This window comes from Haloarcula pelagica (assembly GCF_030127105.1).
GTDB classification, from domain to species: Archaea; Halobacteriota; Halobacteria; order Halobacteriales; family Haloarculaceae; genus Haloarcula; species Haloarcula pelagica.
In genome coordinates this window covers 1,245,690-1,271,481 of record NZ_CP126161.1, presented here as the reverse complement: position 1 = coordinate 1,271,481, position 25,792 = coordinate 1,245,690, and the positions used below count along the sequence as shown (strand labels likewise).

Sequence of the window (25,792 nt, the reverse complement as noted above, 5' to 3'; positions counted from 1 at the left end):
GAAGACGATGATCGCCGGCAGGAGCTTGAAGGAGATGTCGAGCGCCTCCGCCTGCAACGGGATCACTGCTCGACACCCCCGTCGGTCGCCGTCGCGTCGCCCGCGTCGCCCCCGGCGTCACCGCCGGCCTCGGGCGTGGTGTGGTCGATGCCGTACTTCTCGTCCAGGGCGTCCCGCTTCCGGGCGTAGACCGCAGCCAGGATCAGCGCCCCCGTCGGCGCGCCGAAGGCCACGAGGAAGTAGTGCAACGGGAACCCGAGTAGCGGCATCGTCTGGGTCATCGGGCCGGGCGCGACAGCCGTGAGGGTGACCGGTCCGAAGACGATCAGCGCCCAGATGACGAAACTCGTCCAGACCACCCGGAGGTGGTCACGCATGAACGCCGTGCTGGGCTTGAGGAGGTTCACCTCCTCGTTCAGGTAGTCGGTCTGTTGGTGTGCCTGTGCTGGCGAGGCAGTGCCGCCGTCGGTCTCGACTCTATCGTGTGTGTCGTTATCTGTCATAGGTTGGCGAGGTTGTGTCCGCTGTCCGTGTCTGCTGTGTGCCTGTCTGAGAGGTGGCCGCGGGGCGCTCAGTCCCCGCGAACCTTCGCCTCGATGTCGCTGACTACGTCGGGGTTGCGCAGGGTACTGGTGTCGCCCAGTTCCTCCCCGTTCGCGATGTCCTCCAAGAGCCGCCGCATGATCTTCCCGGACCGAGTCTTCGGGAGTTCAGGCGTGAAGATGACCTGCTCGGGCCGGGCGATCGGGCCGATCGCGTCCTCGACCGCCTCGATGATCTGCTCTCTGAGATCCTCGTCCTCGTCGGCACCGTCCTCGGTGATGACGTAGGCGTAGACGGCCTCGCCCTTGATCTCGTGGTTGCCACCGACGACGGCGGCCTCGGCGACCCCCTCGACGCCGACGATGGCGCTCTCGATCTCCATCGTCCCGAGGCGGTGCCCCGAGACGTTCAACACGTCGTCGACCCGACCGAGGACGGTGATGTAGCCGTCCTGGTCGATCTTGGCCCCGTCCTCGGGGAAGTACACCCAGTCGGCCGGGTCGTCGCTGTCTACGTCTGAGTACTCCCGCCAGTACTCGTCGATAAACCGCTCGTCGTTGTTGTACAGCGTCCGGAGCATGCCGGGCCAGGGTTTGTTGACCACGAGGTAGCCGGCCTGGCCGGCCTCGACCGGACTCCCGCTCACGTCGACGATGTCGGCGCTGACTCCCGGCAGGGGCGGGCCGGCAGAGCCGGGTTTCATCTCGCCGACGCCGGGCAGCGTCGTCAGCATCATCCCGCCGGTCTCGGTCTGCCACCAGGTGTCGACCACCGGGCAGGACTCGTCGCCGATGTGCTTGTAGTACCACTTCCAGGCCCGGGGGTTGATCGGCTCGCCGACCGTGCCCAGCAGGCGCAGGCTGGAGAGGTCGTGGCTGTCGGGGTACTCCTGGCCCCACTTCATGAACGCCCGGATCGCCGTCGGCGCCGTGTACAACTGGGTCGCCTCGTAGTCCTCGATGATCTGCCAGAGGCGGTCGTTGTCGGGGTAGTCGGGCGTCCCCTCGTACATCATCGTCGTCGTCCCGAGTGCGAGCGGGCCGTAGACGATGTAGGAGTGGCCGGTGATCCAGCCGATGTCGGCCGAACAGAAGTAGGTGTCCTCGGGCTTGATATCGAGCACCGACTGGCTCGTCCAGGCGGCATACGAGAGGTAGCCACCGGTGGTGTGTTTGACCCCCTTTGGCTCGCCGGTCGTCCCGGAGGTGTACATCAGGAACAGCATGTCCTCGGCGTCCCGGGACACCGGCTCGACACTCTCGCCTTCGTGGGCAGCAGCGAGTTCGTCGAAGGCGACCTGGTTGTCGGCGTAGTCGTGGCCGAAGCCGTCGCCGTCAAGCAGCCGTTCGGCGACGGCGACCGTCTCGACATCGTGGTCGACGCCCGCCAGGCCCTCGTTTGCCTTCTCCAGGTGGTCGAGCGGGTCGCCGCGTCGGTAGTAGCCGTCACACGTCACGAGGTACTCGGAGTCGGCGGCGTTCATGCGGGTGGCGAGTGCGTCCGCCGAGAAGCCCGCGAACACGACCGAGTGGGGCGCCCCGATGCGGGCACAGGCCAGCATCGCGATGGGGAGCTGGGGGATCATCGGCATGTACATCGTGACGACATCGTCCTCGCTGACCCCCTGCTCGCGCAGCGCCGCCGCGAACTCGTTGACCTCGCGGTGGAGTTCCGCGTAGGTGTAGGTGACGTTGTCCTCTTCGACGGGTTCGCCGACCCACTCGATAGCGGCCTCGTCGCCGCGTTCGTCGAGATGACGGTCCAGGCAGTTCGCCGAGGCGTTCAGCGAGCCGTCTGTGAACCACTCGTAGAACGGCGGGTTCGAGTCGTCGAGTACCTGGTCGTACGACTCGTCCCAGTCGAGCAAGTCGGCGGCCTGTTCCCAGCACTCGGGCCAGTTCTCCTCGAACTCCTCGTAGATACCCTCGTCGGAAACGTTCGCCTGCTCGACGAACTCGGCCGGCGGTTCGAAGACCTCCTGTTCTTCGAGCCGCGCCTCCAGTTGCACGTCTTCATCTGACATGGTCTATCACGAACAATACCCAGGTGGCTAATAAACGGGGTAGCTAATTGTGCTAACGCGCTGTCCGGTTCAGTCCGATCCCTCGACGGGCGCTTCGGCGAAGAAAGCGGTCAGCACCTTTTGTTGGGCCCGTCTGAGGTGGTTGTGCAGCGTCGGCGAGGAGACATCCAGCGAGTCGGCCAGTTCCTCGGCCGTCGAGCCGCGGGGCCACTCGAAGTAGCCGCTGTGAAACGCCGCCCGCAGGACCGTCTCCTGGCGGTCGGTCAGCCGGTCGGCGAGTCGGTCGCGAAAGCCCGTCTCGCTCTCGACGGGCCGTTCTGTCTCGCGTTTGGCGGAAAGCGCCGTCTCCGGATACGAGGCGACGACGGCGTCGACGATCGGACGCACGTCGGTGTCACCGGGCAGTTCGGTGACCAGCGTCGCGGTCCCGTCGGTGACTGTCAGGTCCCGGACCCGACCGCCGCGTTCGACCAGCGCGAGCGCGGGCGCGTCGGTGACGACGACTTCCAGCAGGGCGCCGTCGCCGTAGTCTTCGATCAGCCGCGCGTCCGCCACGTCGGCGTCGTCGGTCAGCTGCGAGAGGACCGGGCCGGCCGAGGCCCCCTCGACGGTGAGGTAGTACAGCAGCGACCCGCCGCCGACGGGCACCAGTCCCGAGAGCTCGACCGTGCAGTCAAGCGCCTGCGACAGCCCGACGGTCACCGCGTGCTCGTCCGTACACTCGAAGGTCAGCTCCGTCACCGTATCCGCCAACAGGAGCCGCTTTCGCTCGACGGCTGCCAGTCCGTTGCCGATCTGTGTCCCGAGCGCCCCGAGCAGGTCCCGGGTGGCGTCGTCGACGGACTCGGTCCCGACGGCAAGCACCCCGTCGACGGTGTCGCCCCGGACGATCGGTACCGCGACGAACCCGCCGTCCTCGACGACACGCACCGCACGGCTATCGAGCGTGTCGGCCAACGCCGTCCGGTAGCCCTGGAGCTGTGCAGCCGCCGTCTCCGGTGCCGTACCGGCCGTCGCCTGGTGTGTGAGTCCGTCACCCGTCCGTTCGGCCACCCACGCGAACCCGACCCCTTCGGCCTCGGTCAGCCGGTCACAGACCGTCTGTTCGACCTCCACGCCCGTCCCGGCACCGACGAGCGTCTCGCCGATGTCGGCGCTGGCGGCGATCAGCCGGCGGAGCCGCTGGGGGGCTTCTTCCTGTGTCGTCCCGTCGAGTGCCGTCAGTACTGTCCCCCGGTCGGGCTCGGCCAACAGCGGCTTCAGCCGGTCGAGGCGCTCCCAGCCACCCAGCCAGCAGACGATCTGCGGGGGGACACCGTCGGCGAGCAGCGACGCGGCGAACCGCCAGCGCAGGTCCCGCGAGGACACGTCCGCCAGTTCGGGATCGTCCTCGCCCGCGCGGGCGGAGACCTCGCCGACCAGCATCTGGAGTCGGCGCGAGGAGACATCGAACAGCGGTTCGTCCGGCGCGCGGTCGTTCGACCGGGCGTACTTCCGCACGTCGTGTTCCACGTCGCTCGGGAGGTAGGCTTCCCGTGTGACACCGTCGCCGTCCCGGACCGCGAGGAAGTACGCGTCGCCGTGTGGCCGGATATCGTCGGTCCGAAGCCGCCCCATCTCCGCCGGCCGGAGCCCGACTTCGGCGCCCAGCCGCACCACGAGGTCGGCCCGGTACGTCTCGGCCGCTCGACGGAGCCGCCGATAGCCGCGCTGGCCGAGCACGTCCGGATCGTCGGTCATCTGTTTCGGAAGTTCACGAACGAGCGAAATAAGTCTGGCGGCAGTTACCGAACGTCTTCGGCACGACTTCTGAATCAGACGGCTACACTCTACAGTCCTCTCTCCGCTCTGTTTCGGATTCTATCGGCATCGCGAAACTGCTACCGGTTCGAGGTGGTCGTCCGCAGTTCCCCGAGAATCGCCGGGTTCCGCAGCGCGCTGATGTCGCCCAGTTCCTCGTCGTTGGCGATCGCGGTCAGGAGCCGCCGCATCACCTTCCCCGAGCGGGTCTTCGGAAGGTCCGGCGTGAAGACGATCTCTCTGGGCGTGGCCATCTCGCCGATCGCGTCGGCGACGGCGACCTCGATCTCCTCGCGCAGGCGCTCCTCGGACCGACCGCGCTCGGGCGAGACGTAGGCGTAGATCGCCGTCCCCGTCGTCGGGTGGTCGGCGCCGACGACCGCGGCCTCGGCGACGCCCTCGACGCCGGCGATCGTCGACTCCAGTTCCATCGTCGAGAAACGCCGCCCGGCGACGTTGATCGCGTCGTCGACCCGCCCGAGGAAGGTCAGGTAGCCGTCGGCGTCCTCGACGACGCCGTCCTCGGGGTAGTAGCGCCACTCGTCGCCGCGGGTGGCCGCCTCACCCCAGCGCTCGCCGGTCAGCAGCGATTTGGGCATCCCCGGCCAGGGTCGGGTGACGACCAGTTCGCCGGCGGTCCCCTGTTCGACCGACTGGCCCGCGGGGTCGACGACGGCCGTCTCGACCCCGGGCAGGGGTTTGCCCGCCGACCCGGGTTTCATCTCGTCGACGCCGGGCAGCGTCGAGACGAGGATCGCGCCGGTCTCGGTCTGCCACCAGGTGTCCACGACGGGACAGTCACCGCCGCCGATGTGCTCGCGGTACCACTCCCAGGCGCGCCGGTCGATGGGTTCGCCGACCGTGCCCAGCAGGCGCAGGCTGGAGAGGTCGTGCTCGGCGGGGTACTCCTCGCCCCACTTCATGAACGCCCGGATCGCCGTCGGCGCGGTGTAGAACACGTCGACGGCGTAACGGTCGATCAGCTCCCACAGCCGGTCTTTCTCGGGGTGGTCGGGCGTGCCGTTGTACAGTACCGTCGTCGTCCCGAGTGCGAGCGGGCCGTAGACGATGTAGGAGTGGCCGGTGATCCAGCCGATGTCGGCCGAACACCAGTAGGTGTCGTCGGGCTTGATGTCCAGCACGGACTGGCTGGTCCAGGCGACGTGGGCGAGATACCCTCCAGTGGTGTGATCGACGGCCTTCGGCTCGCCGGTCGTCCCGGAGGTGTAGATCCGGAAGAGGGGGTCTTCGGCCGCCCGCGACACCGGTTCGACCTCGGTGCCGCGGTGGGCGTCCAACAGCCCGTCGTAGTCGTAGTACCCCGACCCGAGGTGTACGTCGAGGCCGAGCCGGTCGACGACGACCACCTCGACCGACTGATCGACGGCGATCCGGGCGTTGTCGGCCTTGTTCTTCTGGGCGACGGCGCTGCCCCGACGGTAGTAGCCGTCACAGGTGACGAGAAACTGCGAGCCGGTCCGCTCCATCCGCTCGGCGAGCGCGTCCGCCGAGAAGCCCGCGAAGACGACGTTGTGGCGCACGCCCAGGCGGGCACAGGCAAGCATTGCCACCGGGAGTTCCGGCACCATCGGGAGGTACACCGTGACCACGTCGTCCTGGTCGAGGCCCTGCTCGCGCAGCGCCGCCGCGAAGGCGTTGACCTCGCGGGACAGCTCCCGGTAGGTGTAGCTGCGGGACTCGCCCAGATGCCCCTCCCAGATGAGCGCCAACTGGTTCTTGCGCTCGGGGAGGTGCCGATCGATGCAGTTGTACGAGGCGTTGAGCCGCCCGCCGGGGAACCACTCGAAGGGCGGCTCCTCGCCGCCGCGGAAGACGGTGTCGTACTCGCGGTCCCACTCCAGCAGGTCGGCGGCCTGTTCCCAGCAGTCCGGCCATTCGTCCGCGAAGCGTTCGGAGATCGACGGGTCCTGGACGTTGGCCTGCTCGGTGAACCACGACGGCGGGTCCAGGGCTGGCCGTTCGGAGAGGGCCGTGTCCCGGCCCGACCCCTCGCCCGGTGTCATCGGTGTATCCTTCGTCCCGCTGGGGAAAAACGTTCCTTCTAGCTATATGTGTCCCGGCAATCGTTGTCTCAGCGCCGTCCGTCTGCAACGATAGCGCATTGTGACGGCCCGTGTGTGCATTCAGGGTCGCTAGCTGCACGATCATGGGGTAAACTGTCGACGAACACGGTCGCGACTCGGTCGACACCGAACTGTCGTTTCGGACGCCGTCTGAGACACCGGCAGCACGACCACCCACCGTCGTGCGATATCAACTGATTTACCGCCGACGGGAGAACCCCGACGGGATGTCACGCCCTGACATCGGTCCGCAGTCGTTCGACGGCGGGCCGCTGATCCCTGTCGTAACGTACGTGTTGACGATCGCTGTCCTCTCCGCGCTCGCGCTGGTCTCCACGGGCGGGTCGCCGCCGCCGCTTCTCGGAATCGGCTGGGGCGTCTTCCTCGTCGCCCTCGCGGTCGGTGCCTTCCGCGTCGAGGGGATCGACCCGCGGTCGGTCGTCCCGTCCGGCCGCTCGTTCGGCGTCGCCTTCGCCGCCGTCGCCGCGTTCTGGGCGCTCTACAACGCCGTCTCGTACGGGCTCGCGCTCGGCGGCGTCCCCGGGTTCTCTGCCGGTGCGTCGCGGGTCGTGGCCCACCCGCTCCTGTATCTCGCGGCGTTCGGAAGCTCGCTGCTGTTCACCGCGATCCCGGAGGAACTCCTCTTCCGGGGGTACCTCCAGGGGAGCGTCGCCTCCCTGGTCGGCGAGCGGGGTCGCCGGGCGACCGCCGTCGGGATCGGCGTCGCGGCCGTACTGTTCGCGCTCTTTCACCTCCCGCGGTGGTTCCTCATGTCCGGCCACGGCGTCGGAACTGATCTGGCCGTCCGACTGCTCGGACTGCTCGCGGCCGGGCTCGCCTACGGGCTCGTCTACGCGCTCAGCGGGAACCTCTGGCTGGTGGCGCTGTTCCACGCGACGATGAACCAGCGCCCCCTCCTGGCGACCGTCCACACCGAGGGGCTGATCCACGTCCTGCTGCCGTTCGCCGAGTACGCTGCCTTCGTCGCGGCCGCGTTCGCGCTCTGTCGACTCACCGGAACCGAGGGGCCGCTGGTCGGTCGCCCCGGCCTGTCGCCCTCGTCGTCCGACGACTGAGCACGGACGACCCCGGCCGCCCTGCACTTTCACCGGGGTCGACCCGATTGTCGCAGGCGATACTGGCGGCGGAACTTATATTCTCGGCTGTCGATAACAGGGGGACGAGGCAGTTACGGGGATGAGCAACACCGAAAAGAAGATCGCCGACACGCAGGGGAAGTACCTGCTCGCGGTGTCACAGGGCCAGCGCCTGACCGACGCCGAGTGGCAGAACTGTCGGATCATCCTCACGACCGAACGCATCGCCCTGCTGGCCGACGGCAAGCGCCAGATCGCGCTCGACGACATCGACCGGATCGCCGACCGGTTCGACGTCAACCAGCAGAGCGCCGGCGTCTCCGAGTACGTCGGCTTCCACGTCGGCGAGGACGTGATCCTCGTCTCGGCGTCGAACCACGCCGAGTTCGAGACCGACTTCTACCGGGCGAGCCTGAACGGCGCGGTCATCCGCGTCCAGCACCCGGCGCTGAAAGGCGGTGTCGTCCAGAACGCCGAGTGGACGAAAGGCCGGCTGAAAGTCAACGACGACGCCCTCCGGGTCGCGATGGCCGACGGCCAGGCGGTCACGATCGATCGGGCCGACATCGGCGATCTGGCCGTCGAGGACAAGGACATCGGCGGCGAGGAACGGGCGGTCATCGAGGTCGAACACTCCGAGGAGGGGATCAGCGTCGAGACCCACCTCGCCGGCGACGAGTTCCACGCGACCGTCCTACAGGTCATGTTAGAGGAGAGCGCGGAGCAAAACCGCGCCGACCTGGACCTGTCCTCGACGGAGAAACGGGTCATCATGGCGCTCCACTCCGGCGTCTCCCCGTTCGACATCCCGAACTTCGTCGGCATCGATGTCGAGAAGACCGAGGCGATATTCGACCGGCTCATCGAACTCGACGTGATCAGCGTCGTCCGCGAACGGACCGAGGTGAACCTGACGACCAAAGGGCGGCGGGTCGCCGGCGAGCGGATGGGGGAACAGTAGCGAGAGCCCGAACGGAGGGCGGTCTCGGAAACGCCCAGCGGTGACCGCGGGGAACCGCGAGCAGTAGCGAGACGCCGAGCAGTGAGGCCGGCGATCCCGAGACAGTCGGGCGGCGCTGCCGCCGAAGACGCGGCGAGGCGTCTCGGAAAGCCGTATCGGGGAGCACAGCGACCCTCCAGCGAGGGGCGCGACCGACGCCGTTCCGGCGGTCGACGTGGCTCACCGCTCAGCGCGCCTCGATCCGCTGGAGGGTCTCACGGGCGGTGTCGAGCGCGGTCGGGACGGCTTCGGTCCGTCTGACCACGTCCGTCTCCTGGTCGTACCGGACCAGTTCTGCGGCTTCGAGGCGAGGCACGTGCCGGTGATAGAGTGACATGTAGACGCGTTTGATCCGCTCGCCGGTGAGTTCGCGCACGTCTTTGCCCCGCTCCGTCTCGGCGACGAGTTCTGCGAGGTCCGGGAGCGAGAGTGTGAGGTGGCGTTCGAGATGGTACAGTGTGAGGCGCCGTCGCTCGCTCGATATCGCCGTGAATATCTCATCTACCTTGCACATCGGGGGTGACTCTTCCCGCCCAATTTATCAACGTTTCGTGTAGGTCGAAGCTAGCCGACACGGTAGCCGCCCCGTAGACCGGATAAGGCCAGGTTATCGACCGTCCGCTGTAGCTCTACCCATGCGGCCGACGGGATCCGACCAGTCGCCGCGGTCCCCTCTGTCAGTGGCTATCAGAGCCGTCACCTGACGGGGCTGACTTCGTGGAGACACCCCTCGACACGGGGACAATCGACTGATCGACCGACGTGGCGAGCCATTGTCCGGCTGTGACGCTCGACTGCCGGCACAGCGGGACCGGGCCGATACCCACCTGTCGACGGCGCGGCGTGGGTTTCGCCGTGTCGCGGTGTACCGATCGCCCGGTTCCGGGTCCGCCCGCAGCCTGATGTCCATGCGAACCCAACACAAGGCATGACAGAGCGGGACCTTCCCTCCGAATCCCGGTCGGGCAACGTCGTCTGGCGGCTGTACACCGAGTACGGCCGGGACGGACGGCGGTACGCCGCCCTCGGAACCGTCGCGACGCTGGTCGGCAGGGCGCTGAGCCTGGTTCCGGCGCTGGTGATCGGGATTGCAGTCGACGCCGTCTTCCTGTCCGAGCGGCCGTACGTGTTGCCGTTCGTCCCCGGGGAGTTCGTCCCCGATCGGCCGGTCGGTCAGCTCTACTTCTCCATCACGGTGCTGCTGGTCGCGACGGTGGGCGGTGCGGTCGCCTCGTGGGTCGAGGACTGGGGCTGGAGCGTCTTCGCACAGCGCGTCCAGCGAACCATCCGGGTCGACGCCTACGACGCCCTCCAGGGCCAGGAACTCGCCTACTTCACGCGGCGACGGACGGGTGATCTCATGAGCGTGCTCAACAACGATGTCAACGCCCTGGAGACGTTTCTTGAGGACGGGCTGAGTGCGACGGTGTGGATCCTCGCCACCGTCGGTGGGATCGGTGCCATCCTCGTCGGACTGAACCCCACGCTGACTGTGATCACGCTGTTGCCGATTCCGGTGCTGGCAGCGTTCACGCTCGCGTTCACTCGGATCATCGAGCCGCGCTATCTCGGCGTCCGGGAACAGATCGGCGACCTGAACGCCCGCCTCGAAAACAGCGTCAGCGGCATCGAAGTGGTCAAGACACAGGGCGCAGAGCGCTTCGAAACCGAGCGGGTCCGCCAAGCCTCGGACAGCTACCTCCGGGCGAGCCTGGCCGCGATCCGCGTGCGTATCACCTACTTTCCGGGGCTGACTGTCATCTCCGGCATCGGCTTTGCGCTCACGTTTCTGATCGGCGGCCTGTGGGTCCTCGGTGTGGCTCCGTTCGGGATCGCCGGGACGCTCACGCCAGGTTCGTTCGTGACGTTCGTCATCTACGCCCAGCAGTTCGTCTGGCCGATCATCCGACTCGGTGACGTGGTCGACGACTACGAGCGAGCGAAGACCGCAGGACTACGCGTCGACGAACTGCTGATGCGCGATCCCGTCGTCCGCGACCACCCCGACGCGACGGCCCTGACGGTGTCTGAGGGGGCCGTTACCTTCGAGGCTGTCACGTTCGCCTACGGCGACGAGCCCGTCCTCCAAGACATCGATATCGCCGTCGAGGGCGGCACGACCGTCGGCGTCGTCGGCCCGACCGGGGCCGGCAAGTCGACGCTGTTGAAACTGCTCCCGCGACTGTACGACGCCGAGACGGGCGCGGTTCGCATCGACGGGCAGGACGTTCGAGCGGTGACGCTCCGGAGCCTGCGCCGGTCGATCGGCTACGTCAGCCAGGAGCCGTTTCTCTTCTACGGGACAGTCGCCGAAAACATCCGGTACGGCACGTTCGACGCGACGGACGACGAGGTCGAACGGGCCGCTGACCGAGCACAGGCCGGCGAGTTCATCCGCAAGCTTCCGGACGGGTTCGACACGCTCGTGGGCGAACGCGGCGTGAAGCTCTCGGGCGGCCAGCGCCAGCGCCTGGCGATCGCCCGCACCATGCTCAAAGACCCCGAGATACTGATTCTGGACGAGGCCACCAGCGCGGTAGACACGGAGACCGAGGCGCTCATCCAGGCCAGCCTTCAGGAGTTCGCCGCCGACCGGACGACGTTCGTCATCGCGCACAGACTGTCGACGATCCGCAACGCCGCCCGCATCCTCGTGCTCGACGACGGGAGAATCGTCGAGGACGGGTCCCACGAGGAACTGCTCCGAGCGGACGAGCTGTACGCCAACCTCTGGCGGGTCCAGGTCGGCGACATCCAGTCACTCCCCCCTGAGTTCCTCGAACGAGCGCTGGAGCGACAGTCGGCGATCGTCCGCGACACCGACGATACGTAGGTGCGGGGGAGAACCGAAGACTGGGACCTTGCGATGAATTAGCTGTGCTCGTGATTCTGCTCTGTGGTGTCTTCCTGGTCTTCGAGGTCGAGAACCTCTGCCGCTACCTCTCTCACTCGCTGCTGATGATCGGCCGTCGTCCCGGCATTCCGTGCGGCGTCGAGTTGGCCATCGACGACAGCGTTCTGTTGGGGTCCCCACACTTCTGGTTGGTTCGATTCGATGTACTCCACCCAGCGCTTGATTCCCTCTATGCGTTCCTCCCGGTTCCGCTCGTGCTTCCGGTCGAGGTGTTCACGAACGTTTGAGTCGTTCATACTCGGATTCGACATCCAGTCGCGTTACCCATGTTTCGAGTTGCGGGGCACTAAGGCTTTTCTCGAAGAGTGCGTACAGGTGCACGGCGTCCTCAACGTCTTTCTGTGTCCCTAGGTGGAGCTTGTACGCGATCTGGAGTTCGAGTGGACTGATCGGAATCGTTGCTTCTCCTATCCGAGCCTGGATCGAGTTCGCCAGGGAAGCACGGTCGAACTCGTCGCGGACGAACTTAACTTCTATGTGAGGTGTGATCTCGTCGTCCGGGGCGACCCAGATGTTGTCGCCGTTTTCGAGCATCTCGTACATCGACGTGAGTGGCATTGCTGGCCCCAGAACTCATGATCAGTGAGTAGCGCGACGAGTCGATCGATGGTTGCTGTATCGACAGGCTCGATTAGCACGTCTACATCCTCTGTAGACCATGCCCGACCGGAGAGGATCGAGACGTACTCCGCGATATAGGTATGGTCGATACCAACCTGATCGAGAATATCAGAAAACTCGATTGCCAACGTGTCGAGCTTGTTCGGCTTGCGCTCGACCACGAGGGTGCCATCTCGCAGCGCGACTCCACTCATAACTGGTTCTTGTTGGGGTGTGGTATAAAGCAGTGATTATCGAATAACTGACTATCTGTGTACCAAAAATTCACATTCCTGGACGGGTATAGCGCCGGTGACGATTCAGATATCGAAGCCAACGGTAATCGGAGCCAAACGAAGTACCCCGAGTCGTACGGACGGACGATGACAGCGACAGAGAGAACGAACAGCCACAGCGCGAAAACCGCCCAGCCCAGAAGGTTGAAACAGGACGGCGCACACGGTGAGATATGCACATCGATACCGCGGTGATCCTCGCAGCGGGCGAGGGGACCCGGCTCCGGCCGCTGACGCGAAACCGGCCGAAACCGATGTTACCGGCGGCGAACCGGCCGATCCTCGAACACGTCTTCGACGCCTTGATCGAGGCGGGCATCGAGCGATTGGTCGTCGTCGTCGGGTTCAAACGCGACCGCGTGCAGGACCACTTCGGCCCGACCTACCGGGACGTTCCGATCACGTACGTCCTCCAGGAGAAGCAACTCGGGAGCGGCCACGCGCTGGCACAGGCACGCAGGGAGGTCGACGGCCCCCTACTGGTCCTCAACGGCGACCGACTCATCGACGCGGGGACGGTAGAGGCGGTCGATGCTTCCTTCGCCGAGACTGGCGATCCGAGCATCGCCGTCACCGAACGCCGGGACACCAGCCGCTATGGCGCCGTGGAACTGCGCGGCGGTGACATCGCGGATTTCGTCGAGAAACCACGCGACGACGGTTACCGGCTCATCAACGCCGGCGTGTACGCGTTCCCCGAGAGCATCTTCGAGGCGATCGAGGAGACACCACGGACCGCGGGCGAGTTGGGCATCACCGACACGATCGAGCGGTTAGTCGCCCACGAGCGGGTCCGCGGGGTCGAGGTCGACGGGATGTGGGTCGACGCCACCTACCCGTGGGACCTGCTGACCGTCGCGCGCGAGGTGCTCAACCGCGAACGAGTCATCGAGATCGCACGGGGCGAACACGTCTGGGTCGACACCGACGCACACGTTCACGACGAGGCTGTCCTCCAGGGACCGGTCGTCATCGGCCCGGACTGTGAGATCGGGGCGGGTGCCGTGATCGGCCCCGATACGGCCATCGGCGCAAACGTGACGATCGGTGCCAACGCGGTCGTCCAGCGGTCGGTGCTTGACGCCGACACGCGCGTAGGGCCGAGTTCGACCCTGCTCGATACCGTCACCGGACAGGACGTGGACCTGGGCGCCGACACCGTCGTCCCTGGCGGTTCCGCGGACGTACAGGTCGGGACGAGCGTCTTCGAGAACCAGCGACTCGGCGCGGTCATCGGTGACTGGACGACCGCGGCGGGCGATGTCAGTATCGCTCCCGGGACGCTCGTCGGCACGGACGTGACGTTGCACACGGGCGCGACGATCGACAGCAACGTCAGCGAGGGCGTGGAGGTGACCCGCTGATGTGCGGGATCATCGGCTGTGTCGGCCGCGGCGACGAGACGCTCGATACGCTCGTCCACGGCCTCTCGAAACTGGAGTACCGTGGGTACGACTCGGCCGGCGTCGCGCTGACGAGCGCGGACGAACCGGTCAGCATCTGCAAGAACGCCGGCGACATCGACGAACTCGAAGCGACCCTAGAGAGTGTCGACCTCTCGGGCGCGGTCGGCGTGGGCCACACCCGCTGGAGCACGCACGGCCCGCCGACGGACGCGAACGCCCACCCCCACCAGGACTGTCATGGCTCGGTCGCCGTCGTCCACAACGGCATCATCGAGAACTACCAGGACCTCCGGGACGAACTCGTCTCGGCGGGCCACACGTTCACTTCCGACACCGACACCGAAGTGATCCCCCACCTCATCGAGCGCGAACTCGAAGGCGGCGCCGACCCCGAAGCGGCCGTCCGGACGGCAATCGACAAACTCGAAGGCAGTTTCGCCGTCGCGGTGGTCGTCGCGGGGACGGAGACCGTCTTCGCCGCGCGTCACGACTCGCCGCTCGTCCTCGGTGTGACCGACGAGGCGACCTTCCTCGCCAGCGACGTGCCGGCGTTCCGCGATTTCACCGATCGGGTCGTCTACCTCGACGACGGCGAGTTCGCCCGCCTCGACGCCGACGGCTGGACGGTCACCGACAGCGAGGGCACCGTCGTCGAGAAGGATGTCGACACCGTCGACTGGGACCCCGAGGAGACCGGCAAGAGCGGCTACGACCACTACATGCTCAAGGAGATCCACGAGCAACCGCGGGCGCTCCGGCAGTGTCTCCGCGGCCGGGTCGACGAACTCTCCGGCAGCGTCGACATCGGCGACCTCGGTGATCTCTCGCCGACGGGCGTCCACTTCGTCGCCTGTGGTACCTCGTATCACGCAGCGCTGTACGGCGCCCAGTTGTTCCAGGAGGCCGGGATCCCGGCTCAGGCGTTCCTCGCCAGCGAGTACGCCACCGGCGTACCGCCCATCGGTGACGCCCTCGTCGTCGGCGTCACCCAGAGCGGCGAGACGGCGGACACCCTCTCGGCGCTGCGAGAGGCCCGCAAGCGCGGCGCGCGCACCCTGGCCGTGACCAACGTCGTCGGATCGACGGCGGCCCGTGAGTGCGACCACGCGCTGTACATCCGCGCCGGCCCCGAGATCGGCGTCGCCGCGAGCAAGACCTTCGCCTCGCAACTGGCCGCGCTGAACCTGCTCGCGCTCGGCACCACGTCGACCGCCGCCGATCGGCGTGTGATCGCCGCGCTCCGTGACCTGCCCGGCCAGGTCCAGGCGATCCTCGACAACTCCGCGGCCGAGGAAGTTGCCGAACTGTACCAGGACGCGAACGCCTACTTCTTCATCGGCCGGGGCCAGCAGTTCCCCGTCGCCTTGGAGGGCGCGCTGAAGATGAAAGAGATCACCTACAAACACGCCGAGGGGTTCGCCGCCGGCGAACTCAAACACGGGCCGCTCGCGCTGGTGACCGAGCAGACGCCCGTGTTCGCTGTCGTCACCGGCGACGACGAGCGTGCTCGCAAGACCGTGGGCAACATCAAGGAAGTCGAAGCCCGGGATGCGCCCGTCGTCGCCGTGACCGACGGCCAGAACGACGCCGCCCGCTACGCCGACGAGGTGCTGGAACTGCCCGAGACCCATCCGCGGGCCGCGGCCGTGCTGGCGAACATCCACCTCCAACTGGTGTCGTATCACACCGCTGCGTTGCTCGACCGGCCGATCGACAAGCCACGGAACCTCGCGAAGAGCGTGACCGTCGAGTGAACTAACTCGGCCTGCTTCGCTGTCGAACGTGTGTGGTGACGGTTTTCGTCTCCACTGATCCGGAAGACGCTGTAAGCGGCGGCTACCGGGCGGGTAGCGCGTTCATAAACAAATGAGCGACCGGTGTGGGTTCCGGTGGATTCACGATGTCGATTCTGCTCACCGGCGCCGACGGCTACCTCGGCTGGCCGACGGCGCTCCGGATCGCGACACGAACCGACGACCGGGTCGTCCTGGTGGACAACCTCGCGCGCCGCCGCTGGGTCGGCGACGTGGGCGCGACCAGTGCCACACCGGTCGCCAGCCCCGACCGCCGCCTCGACGCCGCCCGAGAGGTACACGACTGCTCGAATCTCTCCTTCGTCGAGGGTGACCTCGTCGAGAGGGGCTTCGTCGACGAACTCCTGGCTGTCCACGAACCCGAGGTCGTCGTCCACGCTGCCGCCCAGCCCTCCGCGCCGTACTCCCAGATCAACGGCGAGCGGGCCAACTACACCCAGCACAACAACATGCAGGCCACGCGGAACCTCCTGTGGGGCCTGAAAGAACACGACCTCACGGACACGCACTTCGTCGAGACGACGACGACCGGCGTCTACGGGGCACCCGAGTTCCCTATCCCCGAAGGTGGGGCGACGATGGAGAACCAGGGCGAAGCCGACGGCGTGCCGTTCCCAAACATGTCGGGGAGTTGGTACCACTCTACCAAGGGATTCGACGCTCAGAACCTCCGGCTGGCCCACGACCAGTTCGACATCCCCGTCTCGGACGTGCGGACCGCCATCGTCTACGGGACCGAGACTGCCGAGACGCGCGAAGACGACCGGCTGAAGACCCGATTCGACTTCGACTACTACTTCGGGACGGTCGCGCACCGCTTCTGTGCCCAGGCCGTCGCGGGCTACCCGGTCACCGTCTACGGGAAAGGAAAGCAGCGCAAGCCGTTCGTCTCGCTGGAGGACGCCATCGAGGGGCTCGCCCGCCTCGCGCTCGGCGACGCCGACGACCGGCCCGAGGGGCTGACCGTCTACAATCAGGTCACCCGCGCCATCAGTATCGTCGAAGTCGCGGAGACCATCGCCGACGTGGGGGGCGAGTTCGACCTCGACGTGGCCGTCGAGCACTTCGAGAACCCGCGTGACGAGGACGAGACACACAAGATGGAGATCGAGAACGACCGCTACGCCGACCTCATCGGCGGGCAGGACCAGACCTTCGAGGACGGCGTTCGTGACATCTTCGAGACGCTGACCCGGTACAGCGACACCATAGAGTCCTACGAAGACCGGTTCCTGCCAGGGGTCCTCGCCGACGGATGACGACCGACGTGCTGGTCACGGGCGGCTGTGGCTACATCGGGAGCGCCCTCGTCCCGCGACTGGTTGCCGACGACCGCGTCGGCGAAGTCGTCGTCCTCGACAACCTGGCCTCTGGCTCCCCGCGGGCGCTGCTTGGCGCTGTCGACGACTCCCTCACGGTCCGACACGGCGACGTGCGCGAGTACGGCGATGTCGAGAGCGCCACCCGCGGGATGGACACGGTGATCCACCTCGCGGCGATCACGGGCGCAGCGAGTACCCACGACCGCTGCGCGGAGACGGTCGCGGTCAACGAGGACGGCACCGAGAACGTCCTGACGGCCGCCGGGAAACTCGGCGTCGAGACCGTGGTCTTTGCCTCCTCCTGTAACGTCTACGGGCGAGCGACCAGCACGCACGTCGACGAGACGGTCACGCCCGACCCGATCAACCCCTACGCCGAGACCAAACGCGACGCCGAGACGCTGCTTGCGGAGTACTGCGAGGCATTCGGGATGGACGGTGTCGCCCTGCGACTGGCGACGAACTTCGGGTACGCGCCCGGGATCCGGTTCAATCTCGTGGTCAACGACTTCGTCTTCCGGGCGCTGACCGGCCGCCCGCTCACCGTCTACGGCGACGGCGACAACTGGCGGCCCTTCATCCACGTCGCCGACGCCGCACGCGCCTACAAACACGCAGCACTACACCCTGGCGACTGGTCCGAGCACGTCTACAACGTCGGGAGCACGGCCGAGAACTACCGGATCGCCGAGATCGCGGAAATCGTCGAGGAGGCGGTCGGCGCGGTCGAGATTACCTACCTCGAAGACGAACACCCCGGCCCGTCCTACCACGTCGACTTCGACCGACTGGATTCGACCGGTTTCCAGCCCCGCTGGACGCTTCGCGAGGGGGTTCGCGATCTCGCCGGGAGGTTCACCGATGGCCCGCACTGAGACGCCACGGATCGCCGTGACGGGCGCCGCCGGCTACATCGGGAGCCGCGTCCTCGTCGAACTCCAGGCCCGTCATCCCGACTGGGAGATCACCGCCATCGACAACTTCTACGAGGGGCGACTCGGTTCGGTCGGCGATGTCGGGATCGACCACGTCGACATCCGCGACCGTCGACGGCTGGAAGACGCCCTCTCGGGAGCGGTCGTCGTCCTCCACCTGGCTGCGATCTCGGGCGTCGACGACTGCGACGCCGACCCCGACCTGGCCTACGAGGTCAACGTCCAGGGGACCGACAACGTCGCCTGGTTCTGCCGGCAGACCGGCGCGGCGCTGGTCTTCCCGTTCTCGATGGCCGTCGTCGGCGACCCCGAGCAGTTCCCGATCACCGTCGATCATCCACGGGATCCGGTGAACTGGTACGGCCGGACGAAACTCGTCAGCGAGCGATCGATCGACGAGTTCGCCGCCGGCGCGTTCCCGGCCCACCAGTACATGATCTCGAACGTCTACGGCCGCCACGCGGTCGACGGAACCACGGTGTCGAAACCGACCGTCGTCAACTTCTTCGTCGACCGGGCACGCTCCGGCGAGCCACTGACGGTCTACGAACCCGGCAGCCAGTCGCGCAACTTCCTCCACGTCACGGATGTCGCCCGCGCCTACGTCCGGAGCGCCGAACGACTGCTCGCACAGCGGGCCGACGGCGTGACCGGCGTCGAGAAGTTCGAACTCGCGAGCGACGAGGACCCCAGTGTCGAGGCCGTCGCCCGGCTCGTCCAGGGAGCCGCAGTCGAGCGATTGGGGGTCGACGTTCCCGTCACGCTCGTGGAGAACCCGCGGGCCGACGACGAGACGCTGGTCGAGTCGTTCACTGTCGATACCAGTGCGGCTCGGGAACGGCTGGGCTGGGAGGCTGAGCGAACTGTCACGGACGCGGTCGAGGCGGCCTTCGAGTGAACTACCGGTTCGGCGTGCCGTCGTCCCCGGTGTCCGGGGTATCCGCGGCATCCGACCGGAGAAGGCTGATGGCGTCCGTCAGCACCTGATAGAGTTGCCGGATGACGATCTTCCCGTCGAACGAGAGTGACTGCTGGCGGATGTACTCGATATCGTACTGGAGTTTCCGTTCCGGGTCCGTTCCGGTGACGCCGTTGATCTGTGCCAGTCCGGTCAATCCCGGGCGGACGAACCACCTGTTTGGCCACTCCTCGACCGCCGATTCCATGTCCGCATCCAGCGACGGTCGTTCCGGGCGTGGCCCGACGACGGACATGTCACCCAGTAGGACCGACCAGAGCTGTGGAATCTCGTCGAGGTGGCTCGTCCGCAGCACCGTTCCCACCGGGGTGACACGCGGGTCGGTCCCGCCAGCGTCTTCCGCGGAGATCGTCGCTCCGGACTCGCTCTCGGCGTTCGGGACCATACTTCGGAACTTCGCGATGGTGAACGTCTTGCCGAACACCGCGGTCCGCTCTTGCCAGTAGAGGATCGGTCCGCCGTCTTCGAGTTTGATGGCGATGGCGATGACGGCGATTATCGGCGTGAGCACTACGAGACCCACACCGGCAAAGCAGATGTCGAACAGCCGTTTCAGGACCTGATCTTGTGGGTCCCACGGTTCGAGATCGATATCGACGAGCGGTTCGCCGTCTATCTCGTTGGTCAGGACGGGGTCGGCGTAGTCGCTGTGGATCTGTGCTTCCACACCGTTCTCGTGACAGACTGCCAGCGCACCGAACAGCTCCGAGCGATCTTCGCCAGCAAAGGAGAGGACGGCCGTGTCGGCGTTGTGTGAGAGCAACACCTCTTCGAGTCGCGAGAGGCCACCGAGTCGGGGGATGTCGACCGATGTCACGTGGCCACCGTCGATCATCCCGATCTCGCTGTCCTTGACGGCCTGCGGAGCGACGTACCCGACTACGTTCGCGTCCGCTGCACGACTGATTCGCGGGATTCGCTCCGCGGCGTTCCCGACGATCACGGTGCGCTCTTCGCCATCGACGGGCCGTCGGCGGATCGCGACGAAGTACGCTGGAAGTGTTGCCATGAGGACCGCCCCAGCCGTGATGAGGGTCAGCCTGGGGAGTTTGTACGTGTAGTCGAAGTACCCTATCGTTGCGAGTGCGAGGACGGCGATGGCCGTCCGACGAACCGCGAACAGCCAGGTGTCGAGCAGTCGGCGCGGCTGTGGCTTGTACAGCGGGGCGAACGCGACGGCGACGATGGTGGCCGTCGTCAGTGCTTCGAACGCGAATTCCTGCACTGTCGCCGATCGGATCGGTAGGTCGCCGACGAAGGGGACTAAAACTATGAGGTCCTGTATTACTGACTGGTAGGCGAGGGCTAGTGCTAGGACAGTGAACGTCACCGCTCCCAGCCCGCCGGCGAGGCGGTACCGCCAGCCACCGATCATTGAATGGGTATCATTAACGACGGAAAATAAGTCCACCGGGCTTGCTATCGTTGGTGAGAACAGCTCAGGGCCGCTGTATTACATCTCAACGGTGAGGTTTCCGACGAAGTTCGGCTGCTGACACCGCATTTTCACCCCCGCATGGGGTCCGGAGTCGGTATTCTGGCGCATACGGATCTGAGGCGACACGGTTTTTTTCACACATGTCGAAAGTAGACGTATGCGGATCCTCAGGGTCGCTCAGAAAGTATATCCGGAGTCAGTCGGCGGGGGGCAGTACCACGTGCATGCGATGAGCCGTGACCAGGCCAGCGCAGGTCACGACGTGACGGTGCTGACAACTACTTCGAGGCGAACATCCCGAATCAGAGAGCGGTCCGGCTACGAGGTCGTTGAGGTGCCCAAAGGGCTGTCTATCGCCAGCAACGATATTTCACCGTCGGTAGCACGGTATCTTCTACGCAGTTCCTCTGAGTTCGACCTGATCCACGCACACTCCCACCTGTATTTTTCGACAAACTTGGCCGCACTCACGCGAAGATTCGGCGACTCTCCGTTGGTGGTGACGAATCATGGGCTCTACTCGCAGTCCGTCTCGGAGTGGATATTTAGAACGTACCTGTACTCGATCGGACGCTGGACGTTTAATCAGGCGGATACAGTGTTCTGCTATTCGTCGGCTGAAAAGGAGCGGCTCAGGGATATCGGCGTCAAATCACCTATTGACGTCGTTCACAACGGCATCGACGTGTCCCGCTTTTCACCATCCGGGTCGGCCCGAGACGAAATCGGCAACCGGGATCTGACGCTGTTGTTTGTGGGGAGGCTCGTACAGGGAAAACGACCGGCCCTGGCAGTTGAGGCCCTCAGCGCGGCCCTTGAGAAATACTCTTCTCTCGATGCTGAACTGGCTGTTGTCGGAGATGGACCGGGTAGGGAAACTGTCCAGCGTGTTGCTAACAGAGAGGGGATTACCGAACGAGTCTCGCTCCACGGAGCGATTCCCTACGACGAGATGCCGGCTGTGTACCGAGCTGCAGACCTATTATTGCTACCGAGTCGGTCTGAAGGAGTCCCGCGGGCCGTTTTGGAGTCTCTCGCTTCGGCTGTCCCGGTCGTGACGAGTCCGTTGCCACAATTGCAGCAACTCTGTGCCGTCGGAGGACGTCAGCCTGATCAGGCAGAACCGAGAGGGTTCGCGGAGGCGATACGGGAGTTAGCAGACGATAATGTCCGGCATACTCTGGGGCGGTCCGGGCGCGAATACGTCTCGACACACCACGACTGGAATGAGACCGTCGAAACGACAACGAATCGCCTGCAAGGACTCGTCAAGGGAAGCTGACACGACTGTTTCGGGAGAAAACACTCAGTCTATGACACCCGACGCCCGGAGTCGTCCTTCCCATTGAGCGTAAACGTAGACGCTCCAGAGGAACTTTCCATGTTCGGCTTGTCCCTTACAGTGCTCGTCGTAGACTGTACGGACAGCACTTGTGTCAAGAACGGTGCTATCGATGCGTCCAAGAGTGTCCTGAAACTCGTCAGCCAACTCTGATTTAAACCACTCCCCGACTGGCATATCGAACCCTCGCTTGGGCCGGTCGGCGATCTCGTCGGGGATACGGTCGGCGAAGGCTTGTCTGAGAAGGCGCTTCCGAGAGAGCGCCGTCATTTTGTGTTGGCGCGGCAGCGACAGTGCGTACTTGACGATGTCGGTGGACAGAAACGGGACACGGACTTCCAGGGAGTTGTACATACTCGCAAGGTCCACTTTATGAAGAAGTTGTTCCGGGAGGGCGACCCGTGTGTCGATGGCCTGCATCTGCGTGAGTGAGTCGCGTCGGCCACTCGGGAGAGACGGAGTAACTCGATCGTTCCACTCTCTGATCGCCGTCCGGCCAGCATGAAGCGGATCAACTGTCGTCGCTGTCGCCGATTGCTCGTCAGTGATACGGAGCCACTCGAAGTGCCGGTCTACCGGATTCGTTGTCCCACTGCGCGTAAACTTGTCTGCTTTCCGGACAAACTCCCCGATACGGTCGCCTCGAGACCGCGGAGCACGCGATAGACTGTTTTCGATTAGGCTCCGAAGTGGCTTCGGTAGCGACCGGTAGTACGACGAATAGTACTCTCCGCGATATTTATCGTACCCGAGAAACAGTTCGTCCGCACCGTCTCCCGATAGCGTGACGGTCACATCCTGGCTCGACTTCTGGGACACTACGTGCGTTGGAATAAGAGACTGGTCAGCGAAGGGTTGCCCAAGTCGACCTACTACCGAGGGGACAGCGGCTTTGAGATCGGCCGGACTGACCGTGTACTCTGTATGATCCGTCGCGTGATAGTCTGCGACGATTTTAGCAGCAGCGGACTCGTCAAAACGCGCCTCGTCGAACCCGACTGTGTAGGTTTGTACAGGCTCTTCGCACAACTCCGCGAGCGTTCCGACGATGACAGTAGAATCGAGACCCCCACTGAGAAACGCTCCCAGCGGTACGTCGCTCATTAATCGGCCGCGAACTGATCTGTCAACCTTGTCACGCAACTCTACAGCTGCTCGTTCGAAAGATGGATTTCTGGCGGTGACCGACCAGTCGTAGTACGACATTCGTTCGTGACCGCTGTCGTCTACGATGTGCATTTCGCCCGGGGAGACCGCCCGAACGTTCCGAAATACGGTCCGTGGCGCAGGAACGAATCCAAGGGCGAAGTACTGCCCGATGGCTGTTCGGTCGAGCCCCCCGTGGTCGATACCTGCCTCAAGCAGTGCGGATAACTCCGATGCAAACCACGGCCTGGGGCCGGTGGTGACATACAGCGGCTTGATTCCTACCGGGTCGCGTGCGAGGACGAGACGCTCCGTCTTAGCGTCCCAGATTGCGAACGCGAACATCCCTTTCAACTTCGTTACCATCTCAAGACCGTACTCCTCGTATGCGTGGAGGATAACCTCGGTGTCAGCGTCGCTCCGGAATTCGTGCCGGTTCGATAACTCGTTTCGGACGGAGCGGTGATTGTATATCTCTCCGTTGAACACTACAATGACGTCGCCGCCCTCATTGGCCATAGGCTGTGTGCCCCCGGCCGGATCGACTATCGAGAGGCGACGGTGTGCCAAGCCAACGGGGCCTTCGCGAAAAACCCCCTCCTCGTCGGGCCCACGATGTTCGAGCGCCTCGCTCATGGCCTGGAGCAGATCGTATGGTGGTGGGGAAGTTGGGTCGAACCCACCTGCGATTCCACACATCTTTCGTCCTGTTTCTCAGGGCCCCGCGCGGGAGGGCCTCTGTTTCCCTGTGCAGGCACTGTAGATGGTAGCTATCTGCTCAACCATCTGTGGAACAGAGAATCGTGATTCAAGTCGTTCACGACCAGAGTCTCCCAGTTCGGCCCGGTACTCTGCATCGGACAGCAGTCTGTTGATCGTGTCGGCGAACGCGCCAGTGTCATCGGAATCGACTAGGACACCCGCAGTACCCTCACCAGTACCGATGACCTCCGGAATCGCGCTTGTGTCCGAGGCCACGACGGGGGTCCGTGCGGCCATCGCCTCAAGGAAGACGACACCAAATCCTTCCCAGCGAGACGGGAGCACGAAGACATCGAATGCATGCATCAATTCCGGTATGTCCTCTCGGAAGCCCGTGAAGATGATGTGGTCGTCGATACCGAGTTTGGTCGCAAGAGCCTTGAGTTGTTCTTCTTCCTCACCTCGGCCCACGACAGCTAACTTGGCCGTGGGATGTTCACCTACGACCTCCTGGAAGGATCGGAGTAGAATGCCGAGATTCTTCTGTTCCGTGAGTCGACCGATCGTTCCGACGAGAAACCCCTCCTCGGTGTCGAACTCTCGATGGATCTGTCGCCTGGCGGAGGCGGACACTTCGTCGAATCGCGTCGGGTCAAGGCCGTAATGGACAGTCTCTACCAGGCCCGGGTCTACTTGAGTTGTCTCCAGAAGATACTCCCGGACATAATCGGAGAGACAGATAACGCGGTCTACTGGCTTGAGGGCGAGTTCGTGAACCGTCTTGACCGGTTGGTCTGCCCAGAACGGGTGGTCGTTGTGTTTCGAGACGATAAACTCCGAGCCACAGGCGACTGCTGCCACCGAACCGTACACTGTCCCGTGGAAGAGATGGCCATGAACGATGTCGTACACGGCACCGCGAGCGTGTTTGACTAATCGTGCCAGCGCCGCAGGGTCCGCGTCGTGTCTCATGTTCACCGAGATGACGCTACAACCGGCCTCACGAAACTTACTAGTGAGTTCGTCATCGTCAGCACGAAGATATGCGACAGAGACGTCAATCCCACGGCTGGTCAGTCCTCTGCACAGCGACAGGAGATGGTTCTCGGCGCCTCCGACATTGATGCCCGTGATGACGTGCAAAACCTTCAGGCCCTCGTCGCACATAAAACGCCGGTACGTTTGGTTTATATATAAGTGTTCGCGGAGACGGACCGAGGATGGGGGTTCTCGAAGGAGTCGGACCACGTAAATCCGCGTATACTCTCCCCGCCCGGAAACATCAAAGAATACACCTATTCTAACGTCGAATTTTCATAACCGCTTCGCCTGGGACACCGCAACACATTCAGTGGCTGGTACTCGACTCTACTTGTCATGGCTGCTACGGGCACGAAACGACACCAAGTGATACGGGCAGCGTACCGTGCTTACCTCGCCGCTTGGATGACCGTTACCTCACGATTTCCTGTCGGGACGAACGTCTACAACCGCGACTGGGACGCGCTCTTGATTCTCGATACCTGTCGGGTTGATGCTCTGAGAGCGGTTGCCGACGAGTACGACTTCCTCGGCGATATCGGTGTTATTACCTCGGTCGGTAGCACTTCCCCGGAATGGATTGCCAATACTTTTCGTACAGAATTCGTCCGAGAGATCCGTGATACCGCATATGTCTCTGCCAACGCGTTCAGCAAGCGGGTCATAGAACAACGGAGGTTCCCCGCAGAGCGGATACCGGTCGCGTGGCAGGTCGTTCCTGCGGAGGAGTTTCTACTACTCGACCACGCCTGGGAGTATCAACCGGAGACTCGGTTCAAACACATGCTCCCGGAACACGTGACTGACCGAGCGATCACGGTTGGCCGCGACTACGACGCTGGAAGGCTTATTATTCACTATTCGCAACCTCACGCGCCGTATATCGCCGGACCACGTGAAGAGGGACGGCCCCTTCACCCACACGAGTCTGCGCCGTTTGAACAGTTACGATGCGGCGAGACGACGCGTCGTATTGTCTGGGACGCATATCTGGACAACCTCCGGATGGTTCTGGACTCCGTGGAACTCCTGTTGGAAAACCTTGAGGCCGAACGGGTAGCTATCAGTGCAGATCACGGCGAGGCCTTCGGAGAGTACGGTGTCTACGCCCACACTGCGGGCCAACTATCACCGTACGTCAAGCAAGTCCCTTGGGTGATCACGGAGGCGACAGACACCGGAAGTCACGCCCCCGAATTCCGGCCGGGTACGCCCCGACGAGAGGTTGAGACACAACTTAGAGACCTGGGATATATGCCGTAGCCGGACCCGTGAGAGGTTTTTTATACGTCAGTCGGTGATACCATACT

The 25,792-nt window shown here is 64.5% G+C and carries 20 protein-coding genes; 10 read left to right on the top strand and 10 right to left on the bottom strand.

Annotation, left to right across the window (positions count from 1 at the left end):
- Positions 1-62 precede the first annotated feature (62 nt).
- The 4 genes from P1L40_RS06680 to acs (P1L40_RS06665) all read right to left on the bottom strand — a co-directional run bounded on the left by P1L40_RS06680 (position 63) and on the right by acs (P1L40_RS06665) (position 6,390).
- Positions 63-503, bottom strand: coding sequence for a DUF4212 domain-containing protein (locus P1L40_RS06680; protein WP_284010550.1), 441 nt, complete (start codon positions 501-503; stop codon positions 63-65).
- 68 nt (positions 504-571) lie between these two features.
- The gene (gene acs, locus P1L40_RS06675) at positions 572-2,566 is read right to left on the bottom strand and encodes an acetate--CoA ligase (protein ID WP_284010549.1); all 1,995 of its coding nucleotides are present in this window, start codon (positions 2,564-2,566) and stop codon (positions 572-574) included.
- Between the two features lie 69 nt (positions 2,567-2,635).
- On the bottom strand, positions 2,636-4,306 hold the full coding sequence (locus P1L40_RS06670) for a bacterio-opsin activator domain-containing protein (RefSeq protein ID WP_284010548.1): 1,671 nt from the start codon (positions 4,304-4,306) through the stop codon (positions 2,636-2,638).
- Positions 4,307-4,446: 140 nt separating this feature from the next.
- Complete coding sequence (gene acs / locus P1L40_RS06665) at positions 4,447-6,390, bottom strand: acetate--CoA ligase (RefSeq protein ID WP_284010547.1); 1,944 nt, start codon at positions 6,388-6,390, stop codon at positions 4,447-4,449.
- 287 nt (positions 6,391-6,677) lie between these two features.
- On the opposite strand from acs (P1L40_RS06665), the gene P1L40_RS06660 reads away from it, so the two are divergent.
- Positions 6,678-7,526 (top strand): CPBP family glutamic-type intramembrane protease, encoded by an 849-nt coding sequence (locus P1L40_RS06660; protein ID WP_284010546.1) that lies wholly within the window; start codon positions 6,678-6,680, stop codon positions 7,524-7,526.
- Between the two features lie 121 nt (positions 7,527-7,647).
- Positions 7,648-8,508 (top strand): CheF family chemotaxis protein, encoded by an 861-nt coding sequence (locus P1L40_RS06655; RefSeq protein ID WP_284010545.1) that lies wholly within the window; start codon positions 7,648-7,650, stop codon positions 8,506-8,508.
- 226 nt (positions 8,509-8,734) lie between these two features.
- On the opposite strand, the gene P1L40_RS06650 is transcribed toward P1L40_RS06655, so the two are convergent.
- Positions 8,735-9,061 (bottom strand): DUF7344 domain-containing protein, encoded by a 327-nt coding sequence (locus P1L40_RS06650; protein ID WP_284010544.1) that lies wholly within the window; start codon positions 9,059-9,061, stop codon positions 8,735-8,737.
- 414 nt (positions 9,062-9,475) lie between these two features.
- On the opposite strand from P1L40_RS06650, the gene P1L40_RS06645 reads away from it, so the two are divergent.
- Positions 9,476-11,380, top strand: a complete 1,905-nt coding sequence (locus P1L40_RS06645) for an ABC transporter ATP-binding protein (RefSeq protein ID WP_284010543.1) — start codon at positions 9,476-9,478, stop codon at positions 11,378-11,380.
- 38 nt (positions 11,381-11,418) lie between these two features.
- Here P1L40_RS06645 and P1L40_RS06640 read toward each other — a convergent pair whose 3' ends face one another.
- Both P1L40_RS06640 and P1L40_RS06635 read right to left on the bottom strand, forming a co-directional pair.
- Entirely contained in the window at positions 11,419-11,697 is a 279-nt protein-coding gene (locus tag P1L40_RS06640) for a DUF8150 family protein (RefSeq protein ID WP_284010542.1), read from the bottom strand.
- A complete protein-coding gene (locus P1L40_RS06635) occupies positions 11,675-12,004 on the bottom strand; it encodes a hypothetical protein (RefSeq protein ID WP_284010541.1) in 330 nt (109 codons plus the stop codon). Before P1L40_RS06635 ends, P1L40_RS06640 begins: the two co-directional genes overlap by 23 nt.
- Before the next feature lie 526 nt (positions 12,005-12,530).
- On the opposite strand from P1L40_RS06635, the gene glmU reads away from it, so the two are divergent.
- The 5 genes from glmU to P1L40_RS06610 all read left to right on the top strand — a co-directional run bounded on the left by glmU (position 12,531) and on the right by P1L40_RS06610 (position 18,732).
- On the top strand, positions 12,531-13,721 hold the full coding sequence (glmU, locus tag P1L40_RS06630) for a bifunctional sugar-1-phosphate nucleotidylyltransferase/acetyltransferase (RefSeq protein WP_284010540.1): 1,191 nt from the start codon (positions 12,531-12,533) through the stop codon (positions 13,719-13,721).
- Positions 13,721-15,517, top strand: a complete 1,797-nt coding sequence (gene glmS / locus P1L40_RS06625; protein ID WP_284010539.1) for a glutamine--fructose-6-phosphate transaminase (isomerizing) — start codon at positions 13,721-13,723, stop codon at positions 15,515-15,517. Before glmU ends, glmS begins: the two co-directional genes overlap by 1 nt.
- Positions 15,518-15,663: 146 nt before the next feature.
- Positions 15,664-16,836, top strand: coding sequence for an NAD-dependent epimerase/dehydratase family protein (locus P1L40_RS06620; RefSeq protein WP_284010538.1), 1,173 nt, complete (start codon positions 15,664-15,666; stop codon positions 16,834-16,836).
- Positions 16,833-17,774 carry an NAD-dependent epimerase/dehydratase family protein gene (locus tag P1L40_RS06615; RefSeq protein ID WP_284010537.1) on the top strand — a complete coding sequence of 314 codons (942 nt, stop codon included), beginning with the start codon at positions 16,833-16,835 and terminating at the stop codon, positions 17,772-17,774. The genes P1L40_RS06620 and P1L40_RS06615 overlap by 4 nt, the downstream gene beginning before the upstream one ends.
- Positions 17,761-18,732, top strand: coding sequence for an NAD-dependent epimerase/dehydratase family protein (locus P1L40_RS06610; protein ID WP_284010536.1), 972 nt, complete (start codon positions 17,761-17,763; stop codon positions 18,730-18,732). Before P1L40_RS06615 ends, P1L40_RS06610 begins: the two co-directional genes overlap by 14 nt.
- A 1-nt stretch (position 18,733) precedes the next feature.
- Here the strand turns inward: P1L40_RS06610 and P1L40_RS06605 are convergent, their stop codons facing one another.
- On the bottom strand, positions 18,734-20,188 hold the full coding sequence (locus P1L40_RS06605) for a sugar transferase (RefSeq protein ID WP_284010535.1): 1,455 nt from the start codon (positions 20,186-20,188) through the stop codon (positions 18,734-18,736).
- 220 nt (positions 20,189-20,408) lie between these two features.
- On the opposite strand from P1L40_RS06605, the gene P1L40_RS06600 reads away from it, so the two are divergent.
- The gene (locus P1L40_RS06600) at positions 20,409-21,533 is read left to right on the top strand and encodes a glycosyltransferase family 4 protein (RefSeq protein ID WP_284010534.1); all 1,125 of its coding nucleotides are present in this window, start codon (positions 20,409-20,411) and stop codon (positions 21,531-21,533) included.
- 24 nt (positions 21,534-21,557) lie between these two features.
- Here P1L40_RS06600 and asnB read toward each other — a convergent pair whose 3' ends face one another.
- Both asnB and P1L40_RS06590 read right to left on the bottom strand, forming a co-directional pair.
- On the bottom strand, positions 21,558-23,375 hold the full coding sequence (asnB, locus tag P1L40_RS06595; protein ID WP_284010533.1) for an asparagine synthase (glutamine-hydrolyzing): 1,818 nt from the start codon (positions 23,373-23,375) through the stop codon (positions 21,558-21,560).
- A 78-nt stretch (positions 23,376-23,453) separates the two neighbouring features.
- Positions 23,454-24,608 (bottom strand): glycosyltransferase, encoded by a 1,155-nt coding sequence (locus P1L40_RS06590; RefSeq protein WP_284010532.1) that lies wholly within the window; start codon positions 24,606-24,608, stop codon positions 23,454-23,456.
- A gap of 210 nt (positions 24,609-24,818) precedes the next feature.
- Between P1L40_RS06590 and P1L40_RS06585 the strand changes: the two genes are divergently transcribed.
- Positions 24,819-25,745 (top strand): alkaline phosphatase family protein, encoded by a 927-nt coding sequence (locus P1L40_RS06585; protein WP_284010531.1) that lies wholly within the window; start codon positions 24,819-24,821, stop codon positions 25,743-25,745.
- The last annotated feature ends 47 nt before the right edge of the window (positions 25,746-25,792 follow it).